This window comes from Alitibacter langaaensis DSM 22999 (assembly GCF_003096995.1).
Taxonomy (GTDB): domain Bacteria; phylum Pseudomonadota; class Gammaproteobacteria; order Enterobacterales; family Pasteurellaceae; genus Exercitatus; species Exercitatus langaaensis.
Window position 1 is genome coordinate 1 of the sequence record NZ_QENU01000015.1, and the last position, 20,651, is coordinate 20,651.

At 42.6% G+C, this 20,651-nt stretch carries 22 protein-coding genes; 11 read left to right on the top strand and 11 right to left on the bottom strand.

What is annotated here, in order from left to right; translation table 11 throughout:
• The first annotated feature begins 318 nt into the window (after positions 1–318).
• Positions 319–888: a Dps family protein gene (locus C8D76_RS08310; protein ID WP_116632320.1), complete on the top strand. Its 570-nt coding sequence runs from the start codon at positions 319–321 to the stop codon at positions 886–888.
• A 264-nt stretch (positions 889–1,152) separates the two neighbouring features.
• On the opposite strand, the gene C8D76_RS08315 is transcribed toward C8D76_RS08310, so the two are convergent.
• The 5 genes from C8D76_RS08315 to C8D76_RS08335 all read right to left on the bottom strand — a co-directional run bounded on the left by C8D76_RS08315 (position 1,153) and on the right by C8D76_RS08335 (position 6,332).
• Positions 1,153–2,829, bottom strand: a complete 1,677-nt coding sequence (locus C8D76_RS08315; RefSeq protein WP_116632321.1) for a fructose-specific PTS transporter subunit EIIC — start codon at positions 2,827–2,829, stop codon at positions 1,153–1,155.
• A 3-nt stretch (positions 2,830–2,832) separates the two neighbouring features.
• Complete coding sequence (gene fruK, locus C8D76_RS08320) at positions 2,833–3,774, bottom strand: 1-phosphofructokinase (RefSeq protein WP_116632322.1); 942 nt, start codon at positions 3,772–3,774, stop codon at positions 2,833–2,835.
• A 12-nt stretch (positions 3,775–3,786) separates the two neighbouring features.
• Complete coding sequence (fruB, locus tag C8D76_RS08325) at positions 3,787–5,301, bottom strand: fused PTS fructose transporter subunit IIA/HPr protein (RefSeq protein ID WP_116632323.1); 1,515 nt, start codon at positions 5,299–5,301, stop codon at positions 3,787–3,789.
• A 126-nt stretch (positions 5,302–5,427) separates the two neighbouring features.
• Positions 5,428–5,940 carry a hypothetical protein gene (locus C8D76_RS08330; RefSeq protein ID WP_116632324.1) on the bottom strand — a complete coding sequence of 171 codons (513 nt, stop codon included), beginning with the start codon at positions 5,938–5,940 and terminating at the stop codon, positions 5,428–5,430.
• Positions 5,941–6,017: 77 nt separating this feature from the next.
• The gene (locus C8D76_RS08335) at positions 6,018–6,332 is read right to left on the bottom strand and encodes a DUF5389 family protein (RefSeq protein ID WP_116632325.1); all 315 of its coding nucleotides are present in this window, start codon (positions 6,330–6,332) and stop codon (positions 6,018–6,020) included.
• A 53-nt stretch (positions 6,333–6,385) separates the two neighbouring features.
• Here C8D76_RS08335 and C8D76_RS08340 point away from each other — a divergent pair, with 53 nt between their 5' ends.
• Positions 6,386–7,243 carry a rhomboid family intramembrane serine protease gene (locus C8D76_RS08340; RefSeq protein ID WP_116632326.1) on the top strand — a complete coding sequence of 286 codons (858 nt, stop codon included), beginning with the start codon at positions 6,386–6,388 and terminating at the stop codon, positions 7,241–7,243.
• 98 nt (positions 7,244–7,341) lie between these two features.
• Here the strand turns inward: C8D76_RS08340 and glpE are convergent, their stop codons facing one another.
• The gene (gene glpE / locus C8D76_RS08345) at positions 7,342–7,656 is read right to left on the bottom strand and encodes a thiosulfate sulfurtransferase GlpE (RefSeq protein WP_116632327.1); all 315 of its coding nucleotides are present in this window, start codon (positions 7,654–7,656) and stop codon (positions 7,342–7,344) included.
• Positions 7,604–9,109 (bottom strand): DNA recombination protein RmuC, encoded by a 1,506-nt coding sequence (locus C8D76_RS08350; protein WP_116632328.1) that lies wholly within the window; start codon positions 9,107–9,109, stop codon positions 7,604–7,606. Before C8D76_RS08350 ends, glpE begins: the two co-directional genes overlap by 53 nt.
• Positions 9,110–9,189: 80 nt before the next feature.
• On the opposite strand from C8D76_RS08350, the gene C8D76_RS08355 reads away from it, so the two are divergent.
• From C8D76_RS08355 to aroE, 4 genes are all read left to right on the top strand, one after another.
• Complete coding sequence (locus C8D76_RS08355; protein ID WP_116632329.1) at positions 9,190–9,747, top strand: DNA topoisomerase family protein; 558 nt, start codon at positions 9,190–9,192, stop codon at positions 9,745–9,747.
• 215 nt (positions 9,748–9,962) lie between these two features.
• A complete protein-coding gene (locus C8D76_RS08360) occupies positions 9,963–10,580 on the top strand; it encodes a glutathione S-transferase (RefSeq protein WP_116632358.1) in 618 nt (205 codons plus the stop codon).
• Position 10,581: 1 nt separating this feature from the next.
• Positions 10,582–11,127: an L-threonylcarbamoyladenylate synthase type 1 TsaC gene (gene tsaC / locus C8D76_RS08365; protein WP_116632330.1), complete on the top strand. Its 546-nt coding sequence runs from the start codon at positions 10,582–10,584 to the stop codon at positions 11,125–11,127.
• Positions 11,128–11,146: 19 nt separating this feature from the next.
• Entirely contained in the window at positions 11,147–11,959 is an 813-nt protein-coding gene (aroE, locus tag C8D76_RS08370) for a shikimate dehydrogenase (protein ID WP_116632331.1), read from the top strand.
• Positions 11,960–12,071: 112 nt separating this feature from the next.
• On the opposite strand, the gene pckA is transcribed toward aroE, so the two are convergent.
• From pckA to hslR, 3 genes are all read right to left on the bottom strand, one after another.
• A complete protein-coding gene (gene pckA / locus C8D76_RS08375) occupies positions 12,072–13,688 on the bottom strand; it encodes a phosphoenolpyruvate carboxykinase (ATP) (protein WP_116632332.1) in 1,617 nt (538 codons plus the stop codon).
• A 254-nt stretch (positions 13,689–13,942) separates the two neighbouring features.
• Entirely contained in the window at positions 13,943–14,815 is an 873-nt protein-coding gene (gene hslO, locus C8D76_RS08380) for an Hsp33 family molecular chaperone HslO (RefSeq protein WP_116632333.1), read from the bottom strand.
• Between the two features lie 57 nt (positions 14,816–14,872).
• On the bottom strand, positions 14,873–15,280 hold the full coding sequence (gene hslR, locus C8D76_RS08385; protein WP_116632334.1) for a ribosome-associated heat shock protein Hsp15: 408 nt from the start codon (positions 15,278–15,280) through the stop codon (positions 14,873–14,875).
• A gap of 28 nt (positions 15,281–15,308) precedes the next feature.
• Here hslR and nudE point away from each other — a divergent pair, with 28 nt between their 5' ends.
• Entirely contained in the window at positions 15,309–15,893 is a 585-nt protein-coding gene (nudE, locus tag C8D76_RS08390) for an ADP compounds hydrolase NudE (RefSeq protein ID WP_116632359.1), read from the top strand.
• Between the two features lie 146 nt (positions 15,894–16,039).
• Here nudE and C8D76_RS08395 read toward each other — a convergent pair whose 3' ends face one another.
• Complete coding sequence (locus C8D76_RS08395) at positions 16,040–16,786, bottom strand: SDR family oxidoreductase (RefSeq protein ID WP_116632335.1); 747 nt, start codon at positions 16,784–16,786, stop codon at positions 16,040–16,042.
• 195 nt (positions 16,787–16,981) lie between these two features.
• Here C8D76_RS08395 and cysQ point away from each other — a divergent pair, with 195 nt between their 5' ends.
• The 4 genes from cysQ to C8D76_RS08415 all read left to right on the top strand — a co-directional run bounded on the left by cysQ (position 16,982) and on the right by C8D76_RS08415 (position 20,609).
• Complete coding sequence (cysQ, locus tag C8D76_RS08400) at positions 16,982–17,803, top strand: 3'(2'),5'-bisphosphate nucleotidase CysQ (RefSeq protein WP_116632336.1); 822 nt, start codon at positions 16,982–16,984, stop codon at positions 17,801–17,803.
• 129 nt (positions 17,804–17,932) lie between these two features.
• Entirely contained in the window at positions 17,933–19,420 is a 1,488-nt protein-coding gene (gene zwf / locus C8D76_RS08405; RefSeq protein ID WP_116632337.1) for a glucose-6-phosphate dehydrogenase, read from the top strand.
• A 122-nt stretch (positions 19,421–19,542) separates the two neighbouring features.
• Positions 19,543–20,241 (top strand): 6-phosphogluconolactonase, encoded by a 699-nt coding sequence (gene pgl / locus C8D76_RS08410; RefSeq protein ID WP_116632338.1) that lies wholly within the window; start codon positions 19,543–19,545, stop codon positions 20,239–20,241.
• The gene (locus tag C8D76_RS08415; RefSeq protein WP_116632339.1) at positions 20,241–20,609 is read left to right on the top strand and encodes a DUF1304 domain-containing protein; all 369 of its coding nucleotides are present in this window, start codon (positions 20,241–20,243) and stop codon (positions 20,607–20,609) included. Before pgl ends, C8D76_RS08415 begins: the two co-directional genes overlap by 1 nt.
• The last annotated feature ends 42 nt before the right edge of the window (positions 20,610–20,651 follow it).

Here is a 20,651-nt window from a genome sequence, read left to right on the forward strand (position 1 = left end):
CGTTGTAGCGAAAATCATCAAATAATTGATGTTGCGTAAATAACGTTAACAAGCATTAAAAAGGGTATCGAAAGATACCCTTTTTGTTTTTGTGCGTTTATAAAAATTCCATTGTTACCTTTCTAACGAAGTCATTACATCCTTAAAAAATTTAGGATTTTTTGACCGCACTTTCGCTTATTTAAATTAGATGAATGGTTTTATCTATTAAAAGGTTAGATTTAAACGTCTTTACATATTATTTCATTCGCCTATAATGTTATCAACAGCCCATAAATGAGCTCAATCTCAAAACTATTTTATATCGGAGGTATAATTATGAGCACGAAAAGTATTCATTTCCCTATTTTGACATTAACAGAAAAAAGTTCAGCATTAACGGCAGATGTAAACAAAAACGCAGTATTTACCGCTCCTGGTTTAGATAAAAAAGTGGGACATTCAATTGCAGATGCATTGCAAGCACGCTTACAAGGTTTGAACGAATTACAATTAATTCTAAAACACGCCCATTGGAATGTTGTAGGACCTAACTTTATCGCAGTACACGAAATGCTTGATAGCCAAGTTGATGAAGTTCGTGATTTTGTTGACGAAATTGCAGAACGCATTGCGACATTAGGTGTTGCACCAAATGGATTATCTGGCAATTTGGTTGCGAATCGTCAAACACCTGAATACCCATTGGGACGTGCTTCAGCACAGGATCACTTACGAATTATCGATCAATTCTATTCACATAACATTGAATCGCATCGTGTTGTATTGGCTCATTATGGTGAATTCGATCCTATCAGTGAAGATTTACTTGTAGCACAAACCCGTGCATTAGAAAAACTTCAATGGTTCTTACGTGCCCATTTAGATAAAGGTGACGGAAACATTTAACCTAAGTGCGGTCAGAAATGGCTGCATTTTTTATCTCAAAAATGATTGAAACGCAGCGTATATGGCGTTATTGATTAAGATTGCTATATAGAATAAATGAGCTCTACATTTCTAATCAGAAATTACTCAAAAGTTTTATTCAGCTATATTCAACTGATTTTCCCACTTCTAACTTTTCAAATTCTAATAATCTCTCTTAACTTTCATCAACTTTATGCATAAAAAAGCCCATGCATTAACATGGGCTAGGTAAATTTAGCTAATTTATTCTGCTGTAAGTTTTGGGCGGATAATGGCGTAAATTATCCCAGTTACGAGAGAACCTGCTGCGATTGCGCCGAGATACATTAATGGTTGTGAGACTAATGGCACAACGAATAAGCCGCCGTGTGGGGCTGGTAATTCGATTGCAAAGCTTAATGAAATTGCGCCTGCTAATGCACCACCGATGACGCTGGAAATAATTACGCGGATTGGGTCTGCGGCAACGAATGGTAGCGCACCTTCAGAAATAAAGCATAAGCCTAACACAAAGGCGGCATTGCCAGCATCACGTTGGCCTGCATTGAATTTGCTGCGTGCGATCCAAGTGGCGATTGCCATTCCGATTGGGGGCACCATACCACCTGCCATAACGGCTGCCATTGGCGTGTTTAATTGTGAAGCCAATAAACCTGTACCGAACATATAAGCGGCTTTGTTTACCGGTCCGCCCATATCGACACACATCATACCGCCAAGAATCGCGCCAAATAATAAACCGTTGGTTGAGCCTAATCCGTTTAACCATTCAGTTAATGCCGCCATAGTGGAAGCAACAGGAGGGTTTAAAAAATAAACCATCAATAACCCGACGATTGCAGAGCCGAGCAATGGCAGAATTAAAATAGGTTTAAGCGATGCCATAGATGCAGGCAATTTGATTGCTGCGTTTAAGCCTTTCACCACATAACCTGCAAGAAAACCTGCGATAATACCGCCTAAAATTCCCGCGCCTGCGGTGGTGGCAAGCATACCGCCAATTAAACCAACGGCTAAACCTGGGCGGTCTGCAATGGAGAATGCGACATAACCTGCGAACACAGCGATCATTAATTTGAATGCGGCACCGCCACCAATTTCCATTAATGCTGCGGGTAAGCCGCCAGCAATGCTTGGGTCTTTGAAAGCATTCGGACCAAACATAAATGAAATAGCGATTAATAAGCCACCAGCAACCACAACAGGCAACATATGTGATACGCCTGTCATCAAGTGTTTGTACACGCCTTTTTTCTCATCTGAACTATTGTCCGCTTTCGCAGATGTCGCGCCACCTTCATAGATCTTGGCTTCAGCAAAAGCTTTATTAAACTCTTGTTCGGTTTTTTTCAAGGCTAAACCCGTTGAAGTGCGATACATCGGTTTGCCTTTGAATTTTTCCAAATCAACATCAATATCAGCAGCGACAAAAACTAAATCAGCAGCCGCCACTTCTTCCGCGGTGATTGGGTTGCCCGCGCCCACTTGACCGCGCGTTTCCACACGCACATTCCAGCCCATTTTTTTGCCATAAGCCTCAATGGCTTCGGCTGACATAAAGGTATGGGCAACGCCCGTTGGGCAAGCTGTTACCGCAACGATATTTTTCGCGCCCGAAACTGTTGAAATTCCGACCGCACTTTGCGCGGGTGCAACATAATCAACCGCTTGAGTGAAGGCACTTTGGATCACATTTTCAGGAGCTGATAACGCTTGTTCTGCATCAACTAAAAAGACTTTCTTGCCTTGAAGTGCGGTCAACTTTGGCAAAGTTTCGCCAAATACAATCGCCACATCGGCTTGTTCTGCGTTATCAACAATTTGGGTGTTTTGCGCTTTTGCCGCGGCAGCGATGACTTGCTTCAGCAAGAACGCTTTAGCGTTGCCTAAAGTCGGGGATTGAGTAAGAAAAAAATTCATAGGTTATCCTTTAATCGTGGTAATTTTGACATTGGCGAGAATTGGATCGAGTAATTTTCGATCACTCACGCCCACGTTACTTTGTGATACTGCAAAGGCAGACACGGCACTGGCGAAAGCAAGGGTTTCAGCTTGTGAATAATCATTAACAAAGCCATAAATTAACCCCGCAACCATTGAATCTCCTGCGCCCACCGTGCTGACAACGTTTTCGCATTTTGGCGGTTGCGCTTGAACAATGCTATTTTCCGTTAACCATATCGAACCGTTTGCACCCATGGAAATAATGATGTTCGCAATTCCTTGCGCTTGTAATTTCTGGGCCGCCGCAATGATTTCATCTAAGCTATTTAGGCTATGACCAACCCAGGCTTCCAACTCGCGGTGGTTTGGTTTCACTAACCAAGGATTTGCTTTTAAGCCAGCCGTTAATGCGGCATTTGAGCTATCGAGTACCACTTTTACCCCTGCACTATGGAGTTGGCTTAACCATTCCGCAAAGTGTTCTGGTGTTACCCCGCGTGGAAGGCTACCACATACCGCAACAATGTCGAATTGTTGGCAATAAGCAAGGGAGGTTTTGACAAATTTTGCCCAGTCTTCCGCGCTAATTTCATAGCCTAAGAAATTGAGATCCGTCACATCGGCTTCGGTTTCGGTGATCTTCACATTAATACGGGTTTTGCCTGCCACACGCTGGAATTTGTCTTCTAAGCCTTGTTGCTGAAACAGGCGTTCAAAATCGCCTACGTTGTCGATGCCTAAGAAACCACCCACGGCAACTTCAACGCCTAGATCATTTAAGACTTTGGCAACGTTAATGCCTTTCCCCGCAGGGAATAAACCGAGCGTTTCTACCGTGTTGACTTCACCTAATTCAATGCGTTTTAAACGTCCGACCAAATCATAGGCGGCGTTTAAGGTGATTGTTGCTACTTTTGCCATAATATTCTCCAATTATTCACCTAAACCTGCGGCAATCGCGGCACCAATGCCGTCAATAGCTTTTTGTGCTTCTTCACCCGTTGCCACAAAGCGTAAACGTTGACCTTTGGTTACGCCTAACGCTACGATTTTCATTAAACTTTTGGCGCTGACTAATTGGCTGTTGCGATCTAAATTTTGCACCGCAACGGAAGCGTTATATTTTTTCACTTCATTGACGAGCGTAGCACTTGGACGCGCGTGTAGCCCGTGTTCATTGATAATGGTGAAAATCGCTTCAATGGCACCATCGTCATTTTTTTGTGAAGAAACTTTGTCAGATTTGACCGCACTTTGCGCTTGAGCGGTACCGACAGTTTCAATGCTATCTGCTTCCGCAGGTGTGAAAGAGCTCACATCTTCGCCTAAGCCACTGGTTAAAGCTTGGCTAATTGCCTCGATAGCCGCTTGTGCATCTTCGCCCTCGGCAACAAAACGTAAGCGATGCCCTTGTGATGCGCCTAATGCCACAATTTTCATCACGCTTTTGGCATTCACAAGTGAACCACCACGGGTTAAGTTTTCCACGGTAATTTTCGCGGTAAATGGTTTTATCGCACTCACTAACACCGCACTTGGGCGAGCGTGTAAACCGTGTTCATTGCGTAAGGTAAATGTGCCCGCCACGCCACTTGCAGCTTGTACGGATGCGGCAACGGTTTCCACTTTGCCACCATTCAATACGCTGACAATTTGTTCGCTAGAACCGTTTAATAAGGTGTTTTGCACATTTTCATCTAATAAGCGAGTGAGCGCATCATTAATCGCGTCGTCTTTTGCGGCAATGGTTAATACGCCTTGGATTGATTTTCCGTTATGCTCAAATGCAGCTTTAGGGCGGCTAAAAGCAATCGCGTTTTTAAGGTTGCCGTTTACGCTATCGGTGAGCCATAAGCCTTTAGCCAATGGTAACGCGGCGGAGCTGATGACTTCAGAAACAAAGGCATTTTCCACCGCACTTTGTTCTTGTAATTTTCCTGCATTGATTGCAGTGAGCGTGAGCAAGCTTTGTGTGTCCACATCAAGGCTGATTGTGTCTGCTTTCACGCTAAATTCTTCGGACTCGCCCATTAAAATGGCGCGGAATTTTTTAACATCATTTAATGTTGCTAGTTTTGCCGCCGTTTCTTCATCGCCTAACACATGGGTTAATTGGCGTAATAATGCGAGATGTTCATCAGAGCGAGCTGCGATGCCGATAACCACATAGGCAATATTGTCTTCACCCCATTCCACGCCTTGTGGAAATTGGAATACGGCAACGCCAGTATTTTTTACCATACCGCGAGTTTCAAGGGTGCCATGCGGAATGGCGATGCCATTGCCTAAAAAGGTGGAGGTTTGTTGTTCTCGACCTAGCATGCCTTGCAGATAGCCACTTTCTACATAACCAGCTTGCTCTAATGCTGCTGCAGCCAATTCAATAGCCTGTGTTTTCGTTGCAGCCTGGGCGGCAAGATGAATGTTGTTTTCAGGTAAATTAAACATTCTGTTTTCCTTTTAGTTGGTTAGCTAAAACGTGTCAGCTTGAGTTTTCTATTATTATAAAAAATAAACAAGCTCAAATCTCTGCACTTTTCTCAGAAATGTGAGCTTGCTCATAGTTTTTTTCAATTATTTACAAGTTTGCAGTAATTGCTCGTTGCCTTTGCTGATGTATTCATCATCTTCACTACGAGCTTTGCCTTTGCTTAAATCGATCATCGCATCGTATATCCCTTGGGTCATACTTGGACGATCAATTTTGCTCCAGCAGGTTTGGCTTAAACGGCTAAAGTTTGTTTGCAGATCCGCTGCAAATACCACGCCGCTATAATAAGCGTGTATATTGCTGTCAATGCCCGAAGCGAGTTTTGCTTTAACTTGATCAATTGGCACTAAAATTGCGCCTTCATAATATTGTTTCACGCCATTGGCAAATGAGTTGACATCGTAATCTTCGCTGAGTTGACCTTTATAAGTCTGCACGGTGGAAGCGTAGGCAACGGCATAAGATTTTTGATCGATTTTATCTTCATCAAGATTAATCACGGGCTTGCTATTGCCCATAAATGGCACATATTTGGTGACTGATGAACAAGCAGTTAATATTGCAATCATTGCAATGAGTGAAATTTTCTTAAACATAACGCAAATGTCTCTAAAGCAAGTGGAAAATAGGCTTTATTATACTGTTGAAATGCTATGGAATAAAGGCGTTTTATTTAACGCAAGCCATTCAGAATGATATAGATCGCAGCACACCAGAAAATGAGCACACAACTGATTAATATTTTCCGTGCCAAGTGCGGTCGATTTTTATGAAGTTTAAATAAAATGCGGGCAATGATGCCTAACACAAAGGGATAAAGCCAGAAAAAGCACGCAAATGCCAGAGATTGAGTTCTGCTGAGCGCGGGGTTTTCTAATAATGTTGGCGACAGCAATAACGCCAATGGCCAGAGTAAAATCGGGAAGCACAAACCCGCTAATGCCCAGCTGAAACGGCTAAATCCTTCAGGCAAATTTTGTTGTGTCATTTTCTCTCCATGTTTTACAATATCCCTTATTTTGAATAATCGGACTATATCAAATGCAATGCTTAATTAGAAGTCATATTCCACAATTTATCATGTCCTTTCGCGATTATATTCGTAGCAAGTATGCAGTCGATCTTAAGCTCGTGGAAGAAATGAACGCTCAAGGCGAGCCAAAGCTTTGTGCTTATTTAGATGAAAATTCACCGCATTTTGCGGCTATTACGCATGAAGCAAAGATCTTTTTACAAAACCCGTTTGATGAACGTTATCAGCAAGCAAGCTGGGAAAGTGGGGACACCAAAAGCGTTCAATATCAGTATCAAAAACCGAATTTTTACGGCTATTTATTGCGTTGGAGCCAAACAAAATTTACCGTATTTTTGACCGCACTTTGCGCCATTATTTTTGCTTTTGAATGGTTTGGCTATGATGAATCCATTATGACATTCGCGCATTATCCTGCAGATATTGGCGAAGATCATGAAATTTGGCGTTATTTTAGCCACGCATTGGTCCATTTATCGCCGTTACATATTCTGTTTAACCTCGCTTGGTGGTGGATTTTTGCTGGGATGATTGAGCGACATTTCGGATCATTGAAATTAATCGGATTATTTTTCTTGTCGGCAGTGGTGAGTGGAATGGTTCAAAATTGGGCTAGTGGGCCGGCGTTCTTCGGTTTATCGGGCGTGGTTTATGCAGTGATGGGTTTTGTTTTTATGGTGGATAAATTTGGCTCGACAAAAGCGACAGTCTTGCCCGAGGGCTTTTTCACTATGTTAGTTGTGGGGATCGCCTTTGGCTTTGTCAGCCCATTTATCGGGATCGAAATGGGCAATGCAGCGCATATTTCGGGTTTAATTGTGGGCTTAATCTGCGGTTTCTTGCAAGCAAAAGTGCGGTCAAATTGAGCTAAGTTTTTTAGCAAAAATGGACGTATTTGGCGTCCATTTTGTTTCATCGTTCATTTCAAAATAAAACATCGCAAGCGCAAAATGCGCACTTTGGATTATATCTCAACAGGCAGATTCGCTTTTTGCCAGCCTTCAAAACCGCCGATGACGCTATAGACATTGTCATAGCCTTGAGCGAGTAAATAAGCGCCAACATTAAGGCTGCTTATGCCGTGGTAACAGATGACAATCACATTGTTCTCAAAATCAACCCGATTTTGAAATTCGCCGTAGCTTTGGTTGGTTAGATGAAATGCGCCTTTGGCATGGGCTTGGTTAAAGCGCAGTTCGTCACGCACATCAAGCAAATGCGCGCCATCATTCATCATCTGCCACGCCTGTTCTGGCGTGATTGAGATCGGTTGTTCCATTTTCTACTTTCCTAACAAATAATAATTTTTCAGTTTCAATATCACTGTGCAGCAATTCCACCGCAGGCAGCGTTTTATTGGCTTTCGCCGATAAATCTTTAAAGCGTTCCACTTTGCCGACCAAACCTTGCTGCCCAACAAGAGCGGTCACCGTGTCATTATAGCGCGCATTGGCAGAGCTCAGGGTATTGCCTAATTTTGCCAACCGTTCCGCCACTAAACAGATTTGATTATAAATTTCTCCCGCGCGCTCACTAATTTCACGGGCTTCTGCATTGCCCCGTTCAATTCGCCATAAGTTTGCCACGGTGCGAAGAATCGGCATCAGCGTGGTGTGCGACACTAAAATAACGTTTTTATTATAACCATAATTGAACAGCTCGATATCGGCTTTCATCGCCTCAATATAGGCAGGCTCTACGGCGACAAACATTAACACGAAATTAGGGCTGCGCATACCAATCAAATTGCTATAATCTTTTTGTGATAAGTCATTGATATGATTGCGAATGGCTTTAACGTGTTCTTTCAGCCAATGATTGCGCTGAGATTCTTCATCAGAATTGACCGCACTTTCATAAGCCACCAGCGACATTTTACTGTCGATGATTAAGTGCTTGTCGTCTGGCAAATGCACCACAAAATCGGGGTAATTGTGCTTGCCTTGTTCATCTTTAAAGTGCGCTTGCGGTTCATAATGCTCGCCTTTCACCAAGCCAGCTAGCTGCAAAGCGCGCTCTAGCTGAATTTCGCCCCAGTTTCCTAAGGTTTTTTTCTCGCCTTTTAAAGCGGATGTGAGATTATCGGCTTGTTGCGACATCGAAAGCCCAATATCCAAAACTTTTTTAATCTCACTTTCTAGGCTTGCGTTGCCCTTAACATTCTCCGAATGAATTTCATTTACCCGCTTTTGAAAACCATCAATTTGCTCACGAAATGGCTTGAGCAAGGCATCTAATGCAACTTGGTTTGATTGGCTAAAAGATTGAGATTTTTCTTCTAAAATGCGATTAGCCAAATTTTGAAATTCTATCGTAAGCTGTTGTTTGCTTTGTAAAAAGGCTTGCTGCTGCTCGGCGAAGTTTTTCTCTTTTTCTGATAATGTGATTTTAAATGTGGTTAATTCTTGCCCAAGTGCGGTGAGTTTTTCTTGCGTTTCTGACAGTTCTTCGCTGCGTTTTGATAAGAGCAGATCCCGTTCTTTAATCTCTTCGTTCAAGTAATTATTTGCTGTTTGAAAACGTGCCACCGCTAAATCTTGGCTCGATTTGACCGCACTTAATGCATCAAATTTTTCGACTAATTGATTGTAATCTAAGATATTTTTCTGTAAATCTTGCGAAAGCTCTTCCACATCTCGGCTTTTACGCATAATCACAAAAAGCAAAATAATGCATAGGATTGCTAAGCCCAGTGCGGTTAAAAAATAGGGATTTTGGAGAAGTTCAAGCATAAAAATTCCTTTGGTTTTGGGTTGTGTAGTATAAACGAAAATGGGTAAAATCAGAGCAAGATTTTTCAACGGGATAGGCTATGAATTGCTCACTTTTTCAACGCACGAAACAACATGAAGTTTGCCCTGAATGTGGCTCGCCATTGCAAATTCGTCATGGCAAAAAAGGCTTGTTTTTAGGGTGTTCTGCTTTCCCAAAATGTGAATATTTAAAACCGTTGCAAGCACAATATGAAAGCAAAGTGTTGAAAGAATTAGACGCGCTTTGCCCAGAATGTGGAAAACATTTGCAGCTCAAACAAGGCAGCTTCGGTATGTTTATTGGCTGCAGTGGCTATCCTGATTGTCACTTTATTTTTCGTGAAGAAACAGAACAAGAAACTGAGAGCGCAGAAAAAATCCCCTGTCCTGATTGCGGTAAAGGGGATTTAGTTGCGCGCCGTGGGCGACAAGGCAAAACCTTTTATGGTTGCAACCGATTCCCCCATTGCAAGTTCACCTTGCCCGTCAAGCCACAGCAGCAACCTTGCCCCGCTTGTGGCAACGCTTGGGCGGTGCTTAAAAAAGAAACTGAAACCCACCGCACTTTTCTCTGCTTAAATAAAAAATGTAAACAGATATTTGAAACAGAAATTTAAACGGCAATAATGCTGCGGTTTCTTTTCATTCTTTATTGATGCCCTTTCTAAATCATGATCACCAATTACAGTTGTTTTGGTGATTAGCCTTGTTTTCAATTCACCTTAAATTTTGCACCAAAACACGAAGAAGCATTACTTTTAATCATTTGACGGCATAGCAAATATTCGCTATTTTTTGTCAATCTCATAAAAACGAAAAGGAAAAAATGATGATGAAATTATGGTATTCAATGGCAAGCCCGTTTGTGCGTAAAGTGTTAGTGACGATTAAACATCAGCAATTAGATGACAACATTGAGTTTAAATTTGTTACTGGCTCATCTGATCCGAATTCGCCGCATAATCTGGACAACCCATTGGGGCGCATTCCTGCCTTGCAGCGTAATTGTGGTAATTGGTTGTTTGGCAGTTTGTTAATTTGTGAATATTTGGATCAAAAAGGCAAGCAGCCGTCCTTGTTTCCAAAAGAAGGTAAACCACATTGGGCGGCGCTGGCATTGCATAATCTCGCAGACGGAATTTTAGAAAACACCGTGCCAATGGTGATAGAAAAAGGAAATCGCCCAGAACAGGAATGGTGGGTGAGCCGTTTTGCGCAAATTGCAGATCGTAATTCACGGAGCTTTGCTGCATTAGAGAAAGCCATTGAGCCCTTTGGCTATGAATTAAATATCGGCACCTTGACCGCAGTTTGTGTGGTGGATTGGTTTATTTTCCGCCAAAAAGTCATTGGCTATGATTTAGCGCAGCATTATCCAAATTTAGTGGCTTGGGCAGCAGAAATGAATGCGCGTTATCCTGAATTGAGCGAAACCTTGCCACGAGCTTAATATGAATATGACGGAAATTGCCGATAAACTCCACCAACAGCAGGTGGTGGCTTATCCAACGGAAGCCGTGTTTGGGCTGGGTTGCAATCCGCATAGCGAAAGTGCGGTCAAAAAATTATTAGAATTGAAGCAACGCCCTGTGGAAAAAGGCTTGATTTTGGTGGCACCCAGTTTGGTGTATTTATTGCCTTTTATTGATGTGGAAAAGATCAATCAAGCCCAATATGAACGTTTGGCGGGGCAATATGCACGCCCGACAACTTGGCTAGTGCCGGCAAAATCAAGCACGCCAAAATGGTTGACGGGGCAGTTTGACAGCATTGCGGTGCGCCTTTGTCGTCATCCCGCGGTTGTCGAATTATGCCATTTAACCCAATTTGCATTAACGTCAACCAGCGCCAATTTGTCAGGGCAGACCCCTTGCAAAACCGCTGACGAAGTGCGGTCACAATTTGGTGAGAATTTTCCTGTATTAGACGGCGTTGTCGGCAGGGCAGAAAAACCTTCAGAAATTCGCGATTTACTCACTGGGCAGATTTTTAGATAGGAACGATATAGGAACAATAATGACAGATCAATACACGGTTTGGGGCAATCCCATTGCTCAGAGTAAATCGCCACAAATTCATAAAGTCTTTGCACAGCAAACATTGCAGGATATGGAATACGCCGCAATGCTAGGAGATCTCGATAATTTTGAACAGCAACTACACAACTTTTTTCAGCAAGGCGGAAAAGGTTGCAATATTACCGCCCCATTCAAAGAGCGCGCCTACGCCATTGCCGATGAATATAGTGAACGTGCGTTGACGGCAGAAGCCTGCAATACATTAAAGCGTTTAGATGACGGCAGATTGTATGCGGATAATACTGATGGCGCGGGACTGGTGAGTGATTTGCAACGTTTAGGGTGGTTAAAACCCAACCAATCTATGCTCATTTTAGGGGCAGGCGGCGCCACCAAAGGCGTTTTGCTGCCCTTATTGCAAGCACAACAAAATATCACCATTTCTAACCGCACTTTGTCGAAAGCGCAGGCGTTGGCGGATAAATTCAGACCTTATGGCGCGATTCAAGCGGTGGCTTTAACTGAAATTCCAGTCCAGCGATTTGATGTTGTCATCAATGCTACGTCTCTTGGCTTGCAAGGCAAAACGGCAGAGATAAATTCGGATATTTTGCGCTTAGCGGGCGCGGTGTATGATATGCAATATGCGAAACAAACAGACACGCCTTTTGTGGCGTTGGCTAAATCCTTAGGCGTAAAAAATATTGCTGACGGCTTTGGTATGCTGGTGGGACAAGCGGCGCATTCTTTCACTTTATGGCGAGGTGTTATGCCCGATATTGAACCCTTGCTTGAGAGCGATTGGGTCTAATTGGGAATGTTAAGCTGAACTTCGTGTTCTTCTTTTATAAAAACTTTCCAAAAAATGACCGCACTTTTGAACAGTTTGAAAAGTGCGGTCATTTTTAATTAAATAATTTGACTTAGGCTTTTGGACCTGCTGCGACTAAGGCTTTGCCTTCGTCAGTCACTGTGTATTTTTCAAAGTTTTTCACAAAACGACCAGCAAGATCTTTCGCTTTTTCTTCCCATTGCGCTTTGTCCGCATAGGTATCGCGCGGGTCTAAAATCGCTGGATCAACACCCGGCAAGGCTTTCGGAATGGCAAAATCAAAGATTGGCAATGAGCCCATTTCTGCTTTGTCGATTGAACCATCTAAGATAGCATCAATGATGCCGCGCGTATCTTTAATGGAAATACGTTTGCCTGTACCGTTCCAACCTGTGTTTACTAAGTAGGCTTCAGCGCCTGATTCTTGCATACGTTTTACTAACACTTCTGCATATTGTGTTGGGTGTAGGCTTAAGAATGCCGCACCGAAACAAGCGGAGAAGGTTGGCGTTGGTTCTGTGATACCACGTTCTGTACCCGCAAGTTTGGCGGTGAAACCAGATAGGAAATAATATTTTGTTTGCTCTGGTGTTAATTTAGAAACTGGCGGTAGCACACCGAAAGCATCAGCAGATAAGAAAATCACTTTAGTTGCGGGGCCTGCTTTTGACACGGGTTTCACAATATTTTGAATGTGGTGGATTGGATAGGACACGCGCGTATTTTCCGTTTTTGAACCGTCTGCATAATCGACATCGCCATTGTCTAACACCACCACGTTTTCTAATAACGCATCACGTTTTATTGCCGCATAAATATCAGGTTCATTTTCAGCAGAAAGATTAATGGTTTTGGCATAGCAACCGCCTTCAAAATTGAATACGCCTTCATCATCCCAGCCGTGTTCATCATCACCGATTAATTGGCGTTTTGAATCTGTGGATAAGGTTGTTTTCCCTGTGCCAGATAAACCAAAGAAGATTGCTGTGTCGCCGTCTTTGCCGACATTGGCAGAGCAGTGCATTGAGGCAATGCCGCGAAGTGGCAAGAAGTAGTTCATCATTGAGAACATACCTTTTTTCATTTCGCCGCCATACCAAGTACCGCCGATTAATTGAATGCCTTCAGTGATATTAAATGCGACAAAGTTTTCAGAATTTAAACCTTGTTCTTTCCAATTTGGATTGGTGCATTTCGCTCCGTTCATCACAACAAAGTCAGGTTTGAATGTTTTTAACTCTTCTGCGGAAGGGCGGATAAACATATTGGTAACAAAGTGCGCTTGCCAAGCCACTTCAGTGACAATCCGCACGGACAAACGTGTATCTTTGTTCGCGCCACAGAATGCATCAACCACGAATAAGCGTTTGCTCGAAAGTTGTTTGGTGACGAGTTCTTTTAGGCTTTGCCAAGTGGCTTGATTCATTGGTTTGTTGTCGTTTTTAGCCGCATCGCTTGTCCACCAAACGGTATCTTTGGTTTTTTCATCCAACACGATATATTTATCTTTTGGCGAACGCCCTGTGAAGATACCCGTATTGACAGCCACAGCGCCTTGGCTTGTGACCACGCCTCTTTCGTAGCCTTCTAAATCTGGCTTGGTTTCTTCCTCAAAGAGCTGATCGTAAGATGGGTTGTATACCACTTCTTTCACATCATAAATACCCAAGTCACTAAGTTCTTTGATTAAGCTGTTTAAGTCAGTCATACATCACCTCTATTAAGTTCAAAAGTTAAATTTAAATCGGGAATTGGCGACTATTCTAGGCATTTTTCTACCTAAAAAATGTTAACTGGATCGCATTTTGGGAAAAAAGTGGGATTTTTTGTTCAAATTTTGACTAAAATCAAAATTAAAACGGCAGGAAATGAAAAATGCGATCAAATTTGACCGCACTTTTAAACGAAATACACAATTCATTTGTTCAAATGAACGAATATTTAACTTTTTGTGGAAACGCGCTAATTCTGCGCTTGCGCTTTTAATTTATTGATCGCTTCTTTATTAAAGAAATAATGAGTGCCACAACATTCGCATTGCATATCAATGCTGCCGTTGTGCTCTTCCAAAATCTCATCAATTTCATCATCATTAATCAGCATTAGTGCCGCACCAGAACGCTCTGTAGAACAGCCGCAATGGAATTTCACTTGTTGCGGTTGATAAATCTCAACTGTCTCCTCGTGATATAAGCGGTAAAGCATTTCTTCTGCGGTTAAGCCGAAAATTTCTTCGTCTTTTACCGTGGCTGTTAAGGTGGCTAAATGCTCAAAATCTTCAGGCGTGCCTTGTCCGTCAGGCATAATTTGTAACAGCATACCTGCGGCAACAGGTTGACCTTCATATTCGCCCGTGCGAATAATCAACTGGGTTTGTAACTGTTCGGAACGCACAAAATATTCTTCTAAACATTCGGTAATGGTGGGTTTATCTAAGGCGATCACCCCTTGATAACGCTCGCCTTCTGTGGGGGCAATGGTAATCACCAACACGCCTTTCCCAATCATTTGGTGCAAACTGAAATCATCGGGAATATCGCCATCAACCCGAGCCAAAGCGCGGATTTCTTGATTGTCGCTGCCATTAACTAAAGCGAGTTTTAACGGACCGTCCCCTTGAATTTGTACTGTAATATTGCCGTTGAATTTTAAGGTTGCCGTTAATAAACTGGTAGCCACCATCATTTCTCCGAGCAGATTTTGCACGGCGGCTGGGTAATGGTGAGTATTCAGTGTGTCTTTAAAGGTTTGATTAATGCGCACCCATTCGCCACGCACGGCGCGGTTTTGAAATAGGTAGCGGTAGAGTTTGTCATTGTCTTGTTGATATGTCATTGTTATTCCTAGTTTTATTTCAATCTTAGCCAACTTGATGTTGCTTGAACGCCGTTATTATTGATGTTTAAATTTCAACAAATCCCGCCGTTCTTTTTTATTCGGTCGGCGATCAGGATGTGGCATCGCATTCATTTTTCGCGCTAATGCCATTTTTTCGCGAGCTTCAAGGCTGTGTTCCGTTTCACGATACAAAAGTTGCGCTTCGGGCGCACCACGGCGTTGCGCAGAAAGTGCGGTCACTTCCACCTCTTTTTCTTCATTGCCTTGGCGCAGTTTGATTTTCGCCCCGATTTCCACGGTTTTATTCGGCTTGGTGCGCTGACCATTATAATGCACTTTGCCGCCATCGATCATTTCTTTGCAGATCGTTCGCGTTTTGTAGAATCTTGCTGCCCACAACCATTTATCCAGACGCACATCATCGTCTTTTTCATCTTGTGAATGTTTTGTGTTTTTCGCCATAATTTTTCCTTAACGCAGAATGGGGCTTATGGTATCGTTATTCCAAACTTTGTCAAACGGGAGAACCCAAATGAGCCAACAATTACCCGAAATTCTGGATATTTCAATTGCTGCCAAATCACGGATTTTTGAAATTCAAGCGGTAGAACTGAAATTTTCTAATGGCGAACATCGCACCTATGAACGTTTCCGCCCAGCCACCCGTGCCGCCGTTATGGTTTTGCCGATTGATGGCGATGATCTGCTAATGCTGCGCGAATATGCCGTGGGCACTGAGCGTTATGAGCTAGGTTTTTGCAAAGGGTTAATGGAAAAAGGGGAAACTCCAGAACAAAGTGCCAATCGAGAATTGCAAGAAGAAATAGGCTTGGGCGCTAAGCATTTTGAATTATTACGCACGGTAAATTCCAATCTCACTTTTATGAACGCGCCAATGCATATTTTTGTTGCCCGTGATTTTTACCCTTCAAAATTAGCAGGCGATGAACCTGAACCCTTGGAATTAGTGCGTATGCCGTTAGCGAAAATTGATGCGCTATTGGCGGACGAACATTTTAATGAAGCACGCAATTTAGTGGCACTATACGCATTACGCGATTACCTAAAAGGCTAAAAGTGCGGTCAAAATTTAAAAAATTTTCATTTATTATAAGAAAATTTATGAATTATGGTTTTCGTCGGCACAACTAAAATCTACGGTTAAAATATAAAAATAGGGCAAACCAGAAATTTGCCCTATTTTTATATTCGTTTTGTGTATTAGGAACGAGTGACATTTAGCGCATTAAAGCTCTGCGATACGGGCATAATTTCGATGCGGTTAATGTTCACGTGGGCGGGTTGTTGGTAAATCCATAAAATGGTATTGGCGATATCTTCCGGTTGAATGGCGTTTGTCCCTTCATATAGGCTTGCAGCTTTTTCATCATCGCCTTTGAAACGCACATTTGAGAATTCTGTGCCGCCGCATAAACCGGGTTCAACATTGGTAACACGAATGGCGGTGCCCGCTAAATCTGCGCGTAAATTCAAGCTAAATTGTTTAACAAAGGCTTTAGTCGCGCCATATACATTGCCGCCAGGGTAAGGATATGTGCCTGCAATCGACCCTAGATTAATAATATGCCCCTGATTGCGTTCTACCATTTGGGGCAGCACTTGACGAGTCAGATAAGTCAAGCCGATGATGTTGGTTTGGATCATTGTATGCCAGTCGTTGAAGTCCACTTTATGCGCGGGTTCTAACCCCAATGCCAAGCCTGCATTATTGACTAACAATTCAATTTTCGACCACTCCGCTGGCAAGCTAGCTAAGGCTGCGTCAATTTTTTTGCTATCCGCCACGTCCATTTGCAATGGATAAAATTTTTCGCCTAATTCTGCTTTTAACTCAGCTAATTTTTCTAAACGGCGTGCGGCACCGATCACCGAAAATCCTGCACGCACAAAGGCTCGACAAGTTGCCGCACCAAATCCAGCCGAAGCACCAGTTACTAAGATTGCCATATTTATCTCCTTGATATTTTTGAATACGCTTTCTCGCAAAATCGCAAGTAAGGTTGTTTATAACAGAGATAACAGCGCAGTGCAAACGATTGCAAGAAGAAAATTTTCTTGATTTCTAGGGCGTGTGCTGTTCGCCTTTTGCTATGAATTCTGCTAAAATTGTCCGCATTTCTAGCGCCCGTCGAGAGCCCAATTATGCCGACAGTTTCCCTTTCTGATAGTTTGCTTCAATCTGTGCTAGCCATTGCGCAGCAAGCCGGTGAACATATCCGTGCGTTTTATGCTAAATCTGTCAAAATTCATACTAAATCTGATAATACCCCCGTCACCGAAGCTGATTTGTTTGTGAGCCAATTTTTAATCGAAAAATTGATCGCACTTACCCCCGATATTCCCGTGTTGTCGGAAGAAAATTGTGAAACGCCTCTAAAAGTGCGGTCAAAATGGGCGCAATATTGGTTAATCGATCCCTTAGACGGCACGCAGCAGTTTATCAATCGCACGGGGCAATTTTCGGTGATGATCGCCCTTGTTGAACATAATCAGCCCGTGCTTGGCGTGATTTGCGCACCGATTCTGGATTGCAGCTATTATGCGATGAAAGGTTTTGGCGCGTTTAAGCAAACGCAACAGGGTGTGATTCAGCTTGTTAAACGAAACATTGATTTAAACGGAACAGTTAAAATTATTGTGGGAAGTGAAAAGAAAATCCCCAAAGTGCGGTCATTTTTAAACCCAAATTTTCATTATGAATTTCAAGTGTTTGGCTCGAGTGGGCTAAAAGGTGCGCGCGTGGCGGAAGGCATTGCCGATTGCTATGTGCGCTTGGGGAATACGGGCGAATGGGATACCGCCGCGGCGCAGGTGATTTTGCACGAAATAAACGGAACGATTTTTGACCGCACTTTTGCACCGCTTAGCTACAATCAGCGTGAAACCTTTACAAACCCTGATTTTATTATGGTGGCGGATGAGCAGATTAATTGGGAAAATATCTTTCAAACTAATACCCGCTAGCTATTGGTAATTTCCCTTGAATTCGGGCATTATAAGACACAGCCAGCCTTAGGCACATTTTGCTTTTATTTTAAACGTGAAATCGTTTTGAAGATAAAACAAATACTGATAACAAATAGAGATAAAACTATGCAAACAGAAAATAATTGTATTGTCATTTTTGGTGCGTCAGGTGATTTAACGCATCGTAAATTGATCCCTGCTTTATATAATTTATACAAAATCGGGCGTTTGTCTGAACATTTTTCCGTGCTTGGCGTGGCGCGTACGAATTTGGACGATACCGCATTCCGCGAAAAAATGCGTGAAGCCTTAATTAAAAATGAAAACGCCGAAGGTGAAACCCTCGATAAATTTTGCGAACACCTTTATTATCAAGCGATTAACACCGCTGATGCGGTGGACTATGTGAAGTTAGTGCCACGTTTAGACGAGTTACATGATAAATATCAAACCTGTGGTAACACGCTTTACTATATGTCAACGCCGCCGAGTTTATATGGCGTCATTCCTGAATGTCTTGCGGCGCACGGGCTGAATACGGAAGAATTCGGTTGGAAACGCATTATCGTCGAAAAACCATTTGGCTATGACATCAAAACGGCTCAAGCCCTTGACGTGCAAATTCACCGTTTCTTTGAGGAACATCAAATCTATCGTATCGATCACTATCTTGGCAAAGAGACCGTACAAAACTTGCTCGTGCTACGTTTTTCAAATGGCTTATTTGAACCGCTTTGGAACCGCAATTTCGTTGATTATGTAGAAATCACAGGGGCGGAAGCCCTTGGGGTAGAGCAACGTGGCGGCTATTATGATGGTTCTGGTGCAATGCGTGATATGGTTCAAAACCACTTATTGCAAGTGCTTGCAATGGTTGCGATGGAACCGCCCGCAATTATTAACGCCAATTCTATGCGTGATGAAGTCGCCAAAGTGCTTCATTGTTTGCACCCACTTACAGATGAAGAATTAAAACACAATCTTGTGTTGGGGCAATATATCGCAGGCGAAGTGAACGGCGAAATGCAAAAAGCCTATACCGAAGAAACAGGTGTGCCAGCGGATTCCACAACAGAAACCTACCTTGCTTTACGCTGTGAAATTGATAACTGGCGTTGGGCTGGCGTGCCATTTTATATCCGCACAGGTAAACGCTTACCAACTCGTGTAACGGAAATTGTCATTCATTTTAAAACCACGCCACACCCTGTGTTTAGCCAAAATGCGCCTGAAAATAAACTGATCATTCGCATTCAACCAGATGAAAGCATTTCTATGCGTTTCGGTTTGAAAAAACCGGGTGCAGGTTTTGAAGCCAAAGAAGTGTCAATGGATTTCCGTTATTCCGATCTAAGTTCCGCATCCAATTTATTAACGGCTTATGAGCGTTTATTATTAGATGCGATGAAAGGCGACGCCACGCTCTTTGCGCGTACGGATGCGGTGCATGCGTGTTGGAAATTTGTTCAACCAATCCTAGATTATAAAGCCGCGAATGGCAGAGTGTATGAATATGAAGCAGGCACTTGGGGCCCTAAAGAAGCGGATAAATTAATTGCGAGAGAAGGTCGTGTATGGCGTAAACCTTCGGGTCAAATGAAGAAAAAAGTTTAATCACTATCTTCAGCACGCCACAATCGCAGATACTCTGAATAACCACGAAATAGACATATCATCAACGCTCAAATACCGTTTTTGATATGTCTTATCGGAAAAAATAGGATAAAACCAATACTATGAACTATATCGTCTTCCCAACTGCGCAAAATGCAGTAGAGAAAATTGCCCAAGAGTTTGAGTTGTACAGCCAATTAAATCGCCCCGTGCATATTTCACTTTCGGGCGGTTCAACGCCAAAATTGCTCTTTAAAACTCTTGCTCAAGCGCCTTTTAACACTTCGATAAAATGGAAAAACTTGCATTTTTGGTGGGGCGATGATCGAATGGTGCCGCCGCAAGATCCCGAAAGTAATTATGGCGAAGTGCAAAAATTGTTATTCGATCACATTCAAATCCCCGCGGAAAATATTCATCGCATTCGTGGCGAAGAACCTGTGGAAAGTGAGCTTAAACGCTTTGAACAAGAGCTAAGTGCGGTCATTTTTGACGGCGTTTTTGATTGGATTATTTTAGGTATGGGCAGCGATGGGCATACCGCGTCTTTATTCCCACATCAAACGAATTTTGCTGATCTAAATCTTGCCGTCATTGCGAAACATCCTGAAAGCGGACAAATCCGCATTTCAAAAACAGTGAAACTGATTGAACAAGCAAAACGCGTGACTTATTTAGTTACAGGCGCAGCAAAAGCAGAGATTTTAAAAGAAATTCAATCAACGCCAGCCGAGCAACTTCCTTACCCAGCCGCAAAAATTAAAGCGAAAAATGGGGTAACGGAGTGGTATTTGGATAAAGAAGCGGCAGCGTTATTGTAATGTTGATTGTTGCTTATATTTTGATAACCCTTGTCGCCATTGAGCATTTCTACATAATGTATTTAGAAATGTTTGCATTAGACAGCTTACAAGCGAGAAAAATATTTAATTTGGATGAACGCGCGGTAAACGATCCTAAAATTAAAGTTTTGTTTGCCAATCAAGGGTTATATAACAGATTTCTAGCTGCAGGGATAATTTTTTCCCTTTTTATTCAACAAAGTGCGGTCATTTCTTTCTTTTTATTTTGTGTCATTGTTGCCGCGATTTATGGTGCAATGAGTACGAAAAATAAAGGAATTTTGCTCAAGCAGGGCGTGCCAGCGGTGTTGGCGATACTTATAAATTTTATTTTACTGTTTCAGTGAAATCTTAGAGTTTTATAAAAATATTATAGAGTTTAAATTACT

Excerpts from the sequence above, each read along its gene's own strand:
- C8D76_RS08310 (WP_116632320.1), top strand. The coding sequence starts at position 319 with ATGAGCACGAAAAGTATTCATTTCCCTATTTTGACATTAACAGAAAAA.
- C8D76_RS08315 (WP_116632321.1), bottom strand. The coding sequence starts at position 2,829 with ATGAATTTTTTTCTTACTCAATCCCCGACTTTAGGCAACGCTAAAGCG.
- fruK (WP_116632322.1), bottom strand. The coding sequence starts at position 3,774 with ATGGCAAAAGTAGCAACAATCACCTTAAACGCCGCCTATGATTTGGTC.
- fruB (WP_116632323.1), bottom strand. The coding sequence starts at position 5,301 with ATGTTTAATTTACCTGAAAACAACATTCATCTTGCCGCCCAGGCTGCA.
- C8D76_RS08330 (WP_116632324.1), bottom strand. The coding sequence starts at position 5,940 with ATGTTTAAGAAAATTTCACTCATTGCAATGATTGCAATATTAACTGCT.
- C8D76_RS08335 (WP_116632325.1), bottom strand. The coding sequence starts at position 6,332 with ATGACACAACAAAATTTGCCTGAAGGATTTAGCCGTTTCAGCTGGGCA.
- C8D76_RS08340 (WP_116632326.1), top strand. The coding sequence starts at position 6,386 with ATGCAATGCTTAATTAGAAGTCATATTCCACAATTTATCATGTCCTTT.
- glpE (WP_116632327.1), bottom strand. The coding sequence starts at position 7,656 with ATGGAACAACCGATCTCAATCACGCCAGAACAGGCGTGGCAGATGATG.
- C8D76_RS08350 (WP_116632328.1), bottom strand. The coding sequence starts at position 9,109 with ATGCTTGAACTTCTCCAAAATCCCTATTTTTTAACCGCACTGGGCTTA.
- C8D76_RS08355 (WP_116632329.1), top strand. The coding sequence starts at position 9,190 with ATGAATTGCTCACTTTTTCAACGCACGAAACAACATGAAGTTTGCCCT.
- C8D76_RS08360 (WP_116632358.1), top strand. The coding sequence starts at position 9,963 with ATGAAATTATGGTATTCAATGGCAAGCCCGTTTGTGCGTAAAGTGTTA.
- tsaC (WP_116632330.1), top strand. The coding sequence starts at position 10,582 with ATGAATATGACGGAAATTGCCGATAAACTCCACCAACAGCAGGTGGTG.
- aroE (WP_116632331.1), top strand. The coding sequence starts at position 11,147 with ATGACAGATCAATACACGGTTTGGGGCAATCCCATTGCTCAGAGTAAA.
- pckA (WP_116632332.1), bottom strand. The coding sequence starts at position 13,688 with ATGACTGACTTAAACAGCTTAATCAAAGAACTTAGTGACTTGGGTATT.
- hslO (WP_116632333.1), bottom strand. The coding sequence starts at position 14,815 with ATGACATATCAACAAGACAATGACAAACTCTACCGCTACCTATTTCAA.
- hslR (WP_116632334.1), bottom strand. The coding sequence starts at position 15,280 with ATGGCGAAAAACACAAAACATTCACAAGATGAAAAAGACGATGATGTG.
- nudE (WP_116632359.1), top strand. The coding sequence starts at position 15,309 with ATGGTATCGTTATTCCAAACTTTGTCAAACGGGAGAACCCAAATGAGC.
- C8D76_RS08395 (WP_116632335.1), bottom strand. The coding sequence starts at position 16,786 with ATGGCAATCTTAGTAACTGGTGCTTCGGCTGGATTTGGTGCGGCAACT.
- cysQ (WP_116632336.1), top strand. The coding sequence starts at position 16,982 with ATGCCGACAGTTTCCCTTTCTGATAGTTTGCTTCAATCTGTGCTAGCC.
- zwf (WP_116632337.1), top strand. The coding sequence starts at position 17,933 with ATGCAAACAGAAAATAATTGTATTGTCATTTTTGGTGCGTCAGGTGAT.
- pgl (WP_116632338.1), top strand. The coding sequence starts at position 19,543 with ATGAACTATATCGTCTTCCCAACTGCGCAAAATGCAGTAGAGAAAATT.
- C8D76_RS08415 (WP_116632339.1), top strand. The coding sequence starts at position 20,241 with ATGTTGATTGTTGCTTATATTTTGATAACCCTTGTCGCCATTGAGCAT.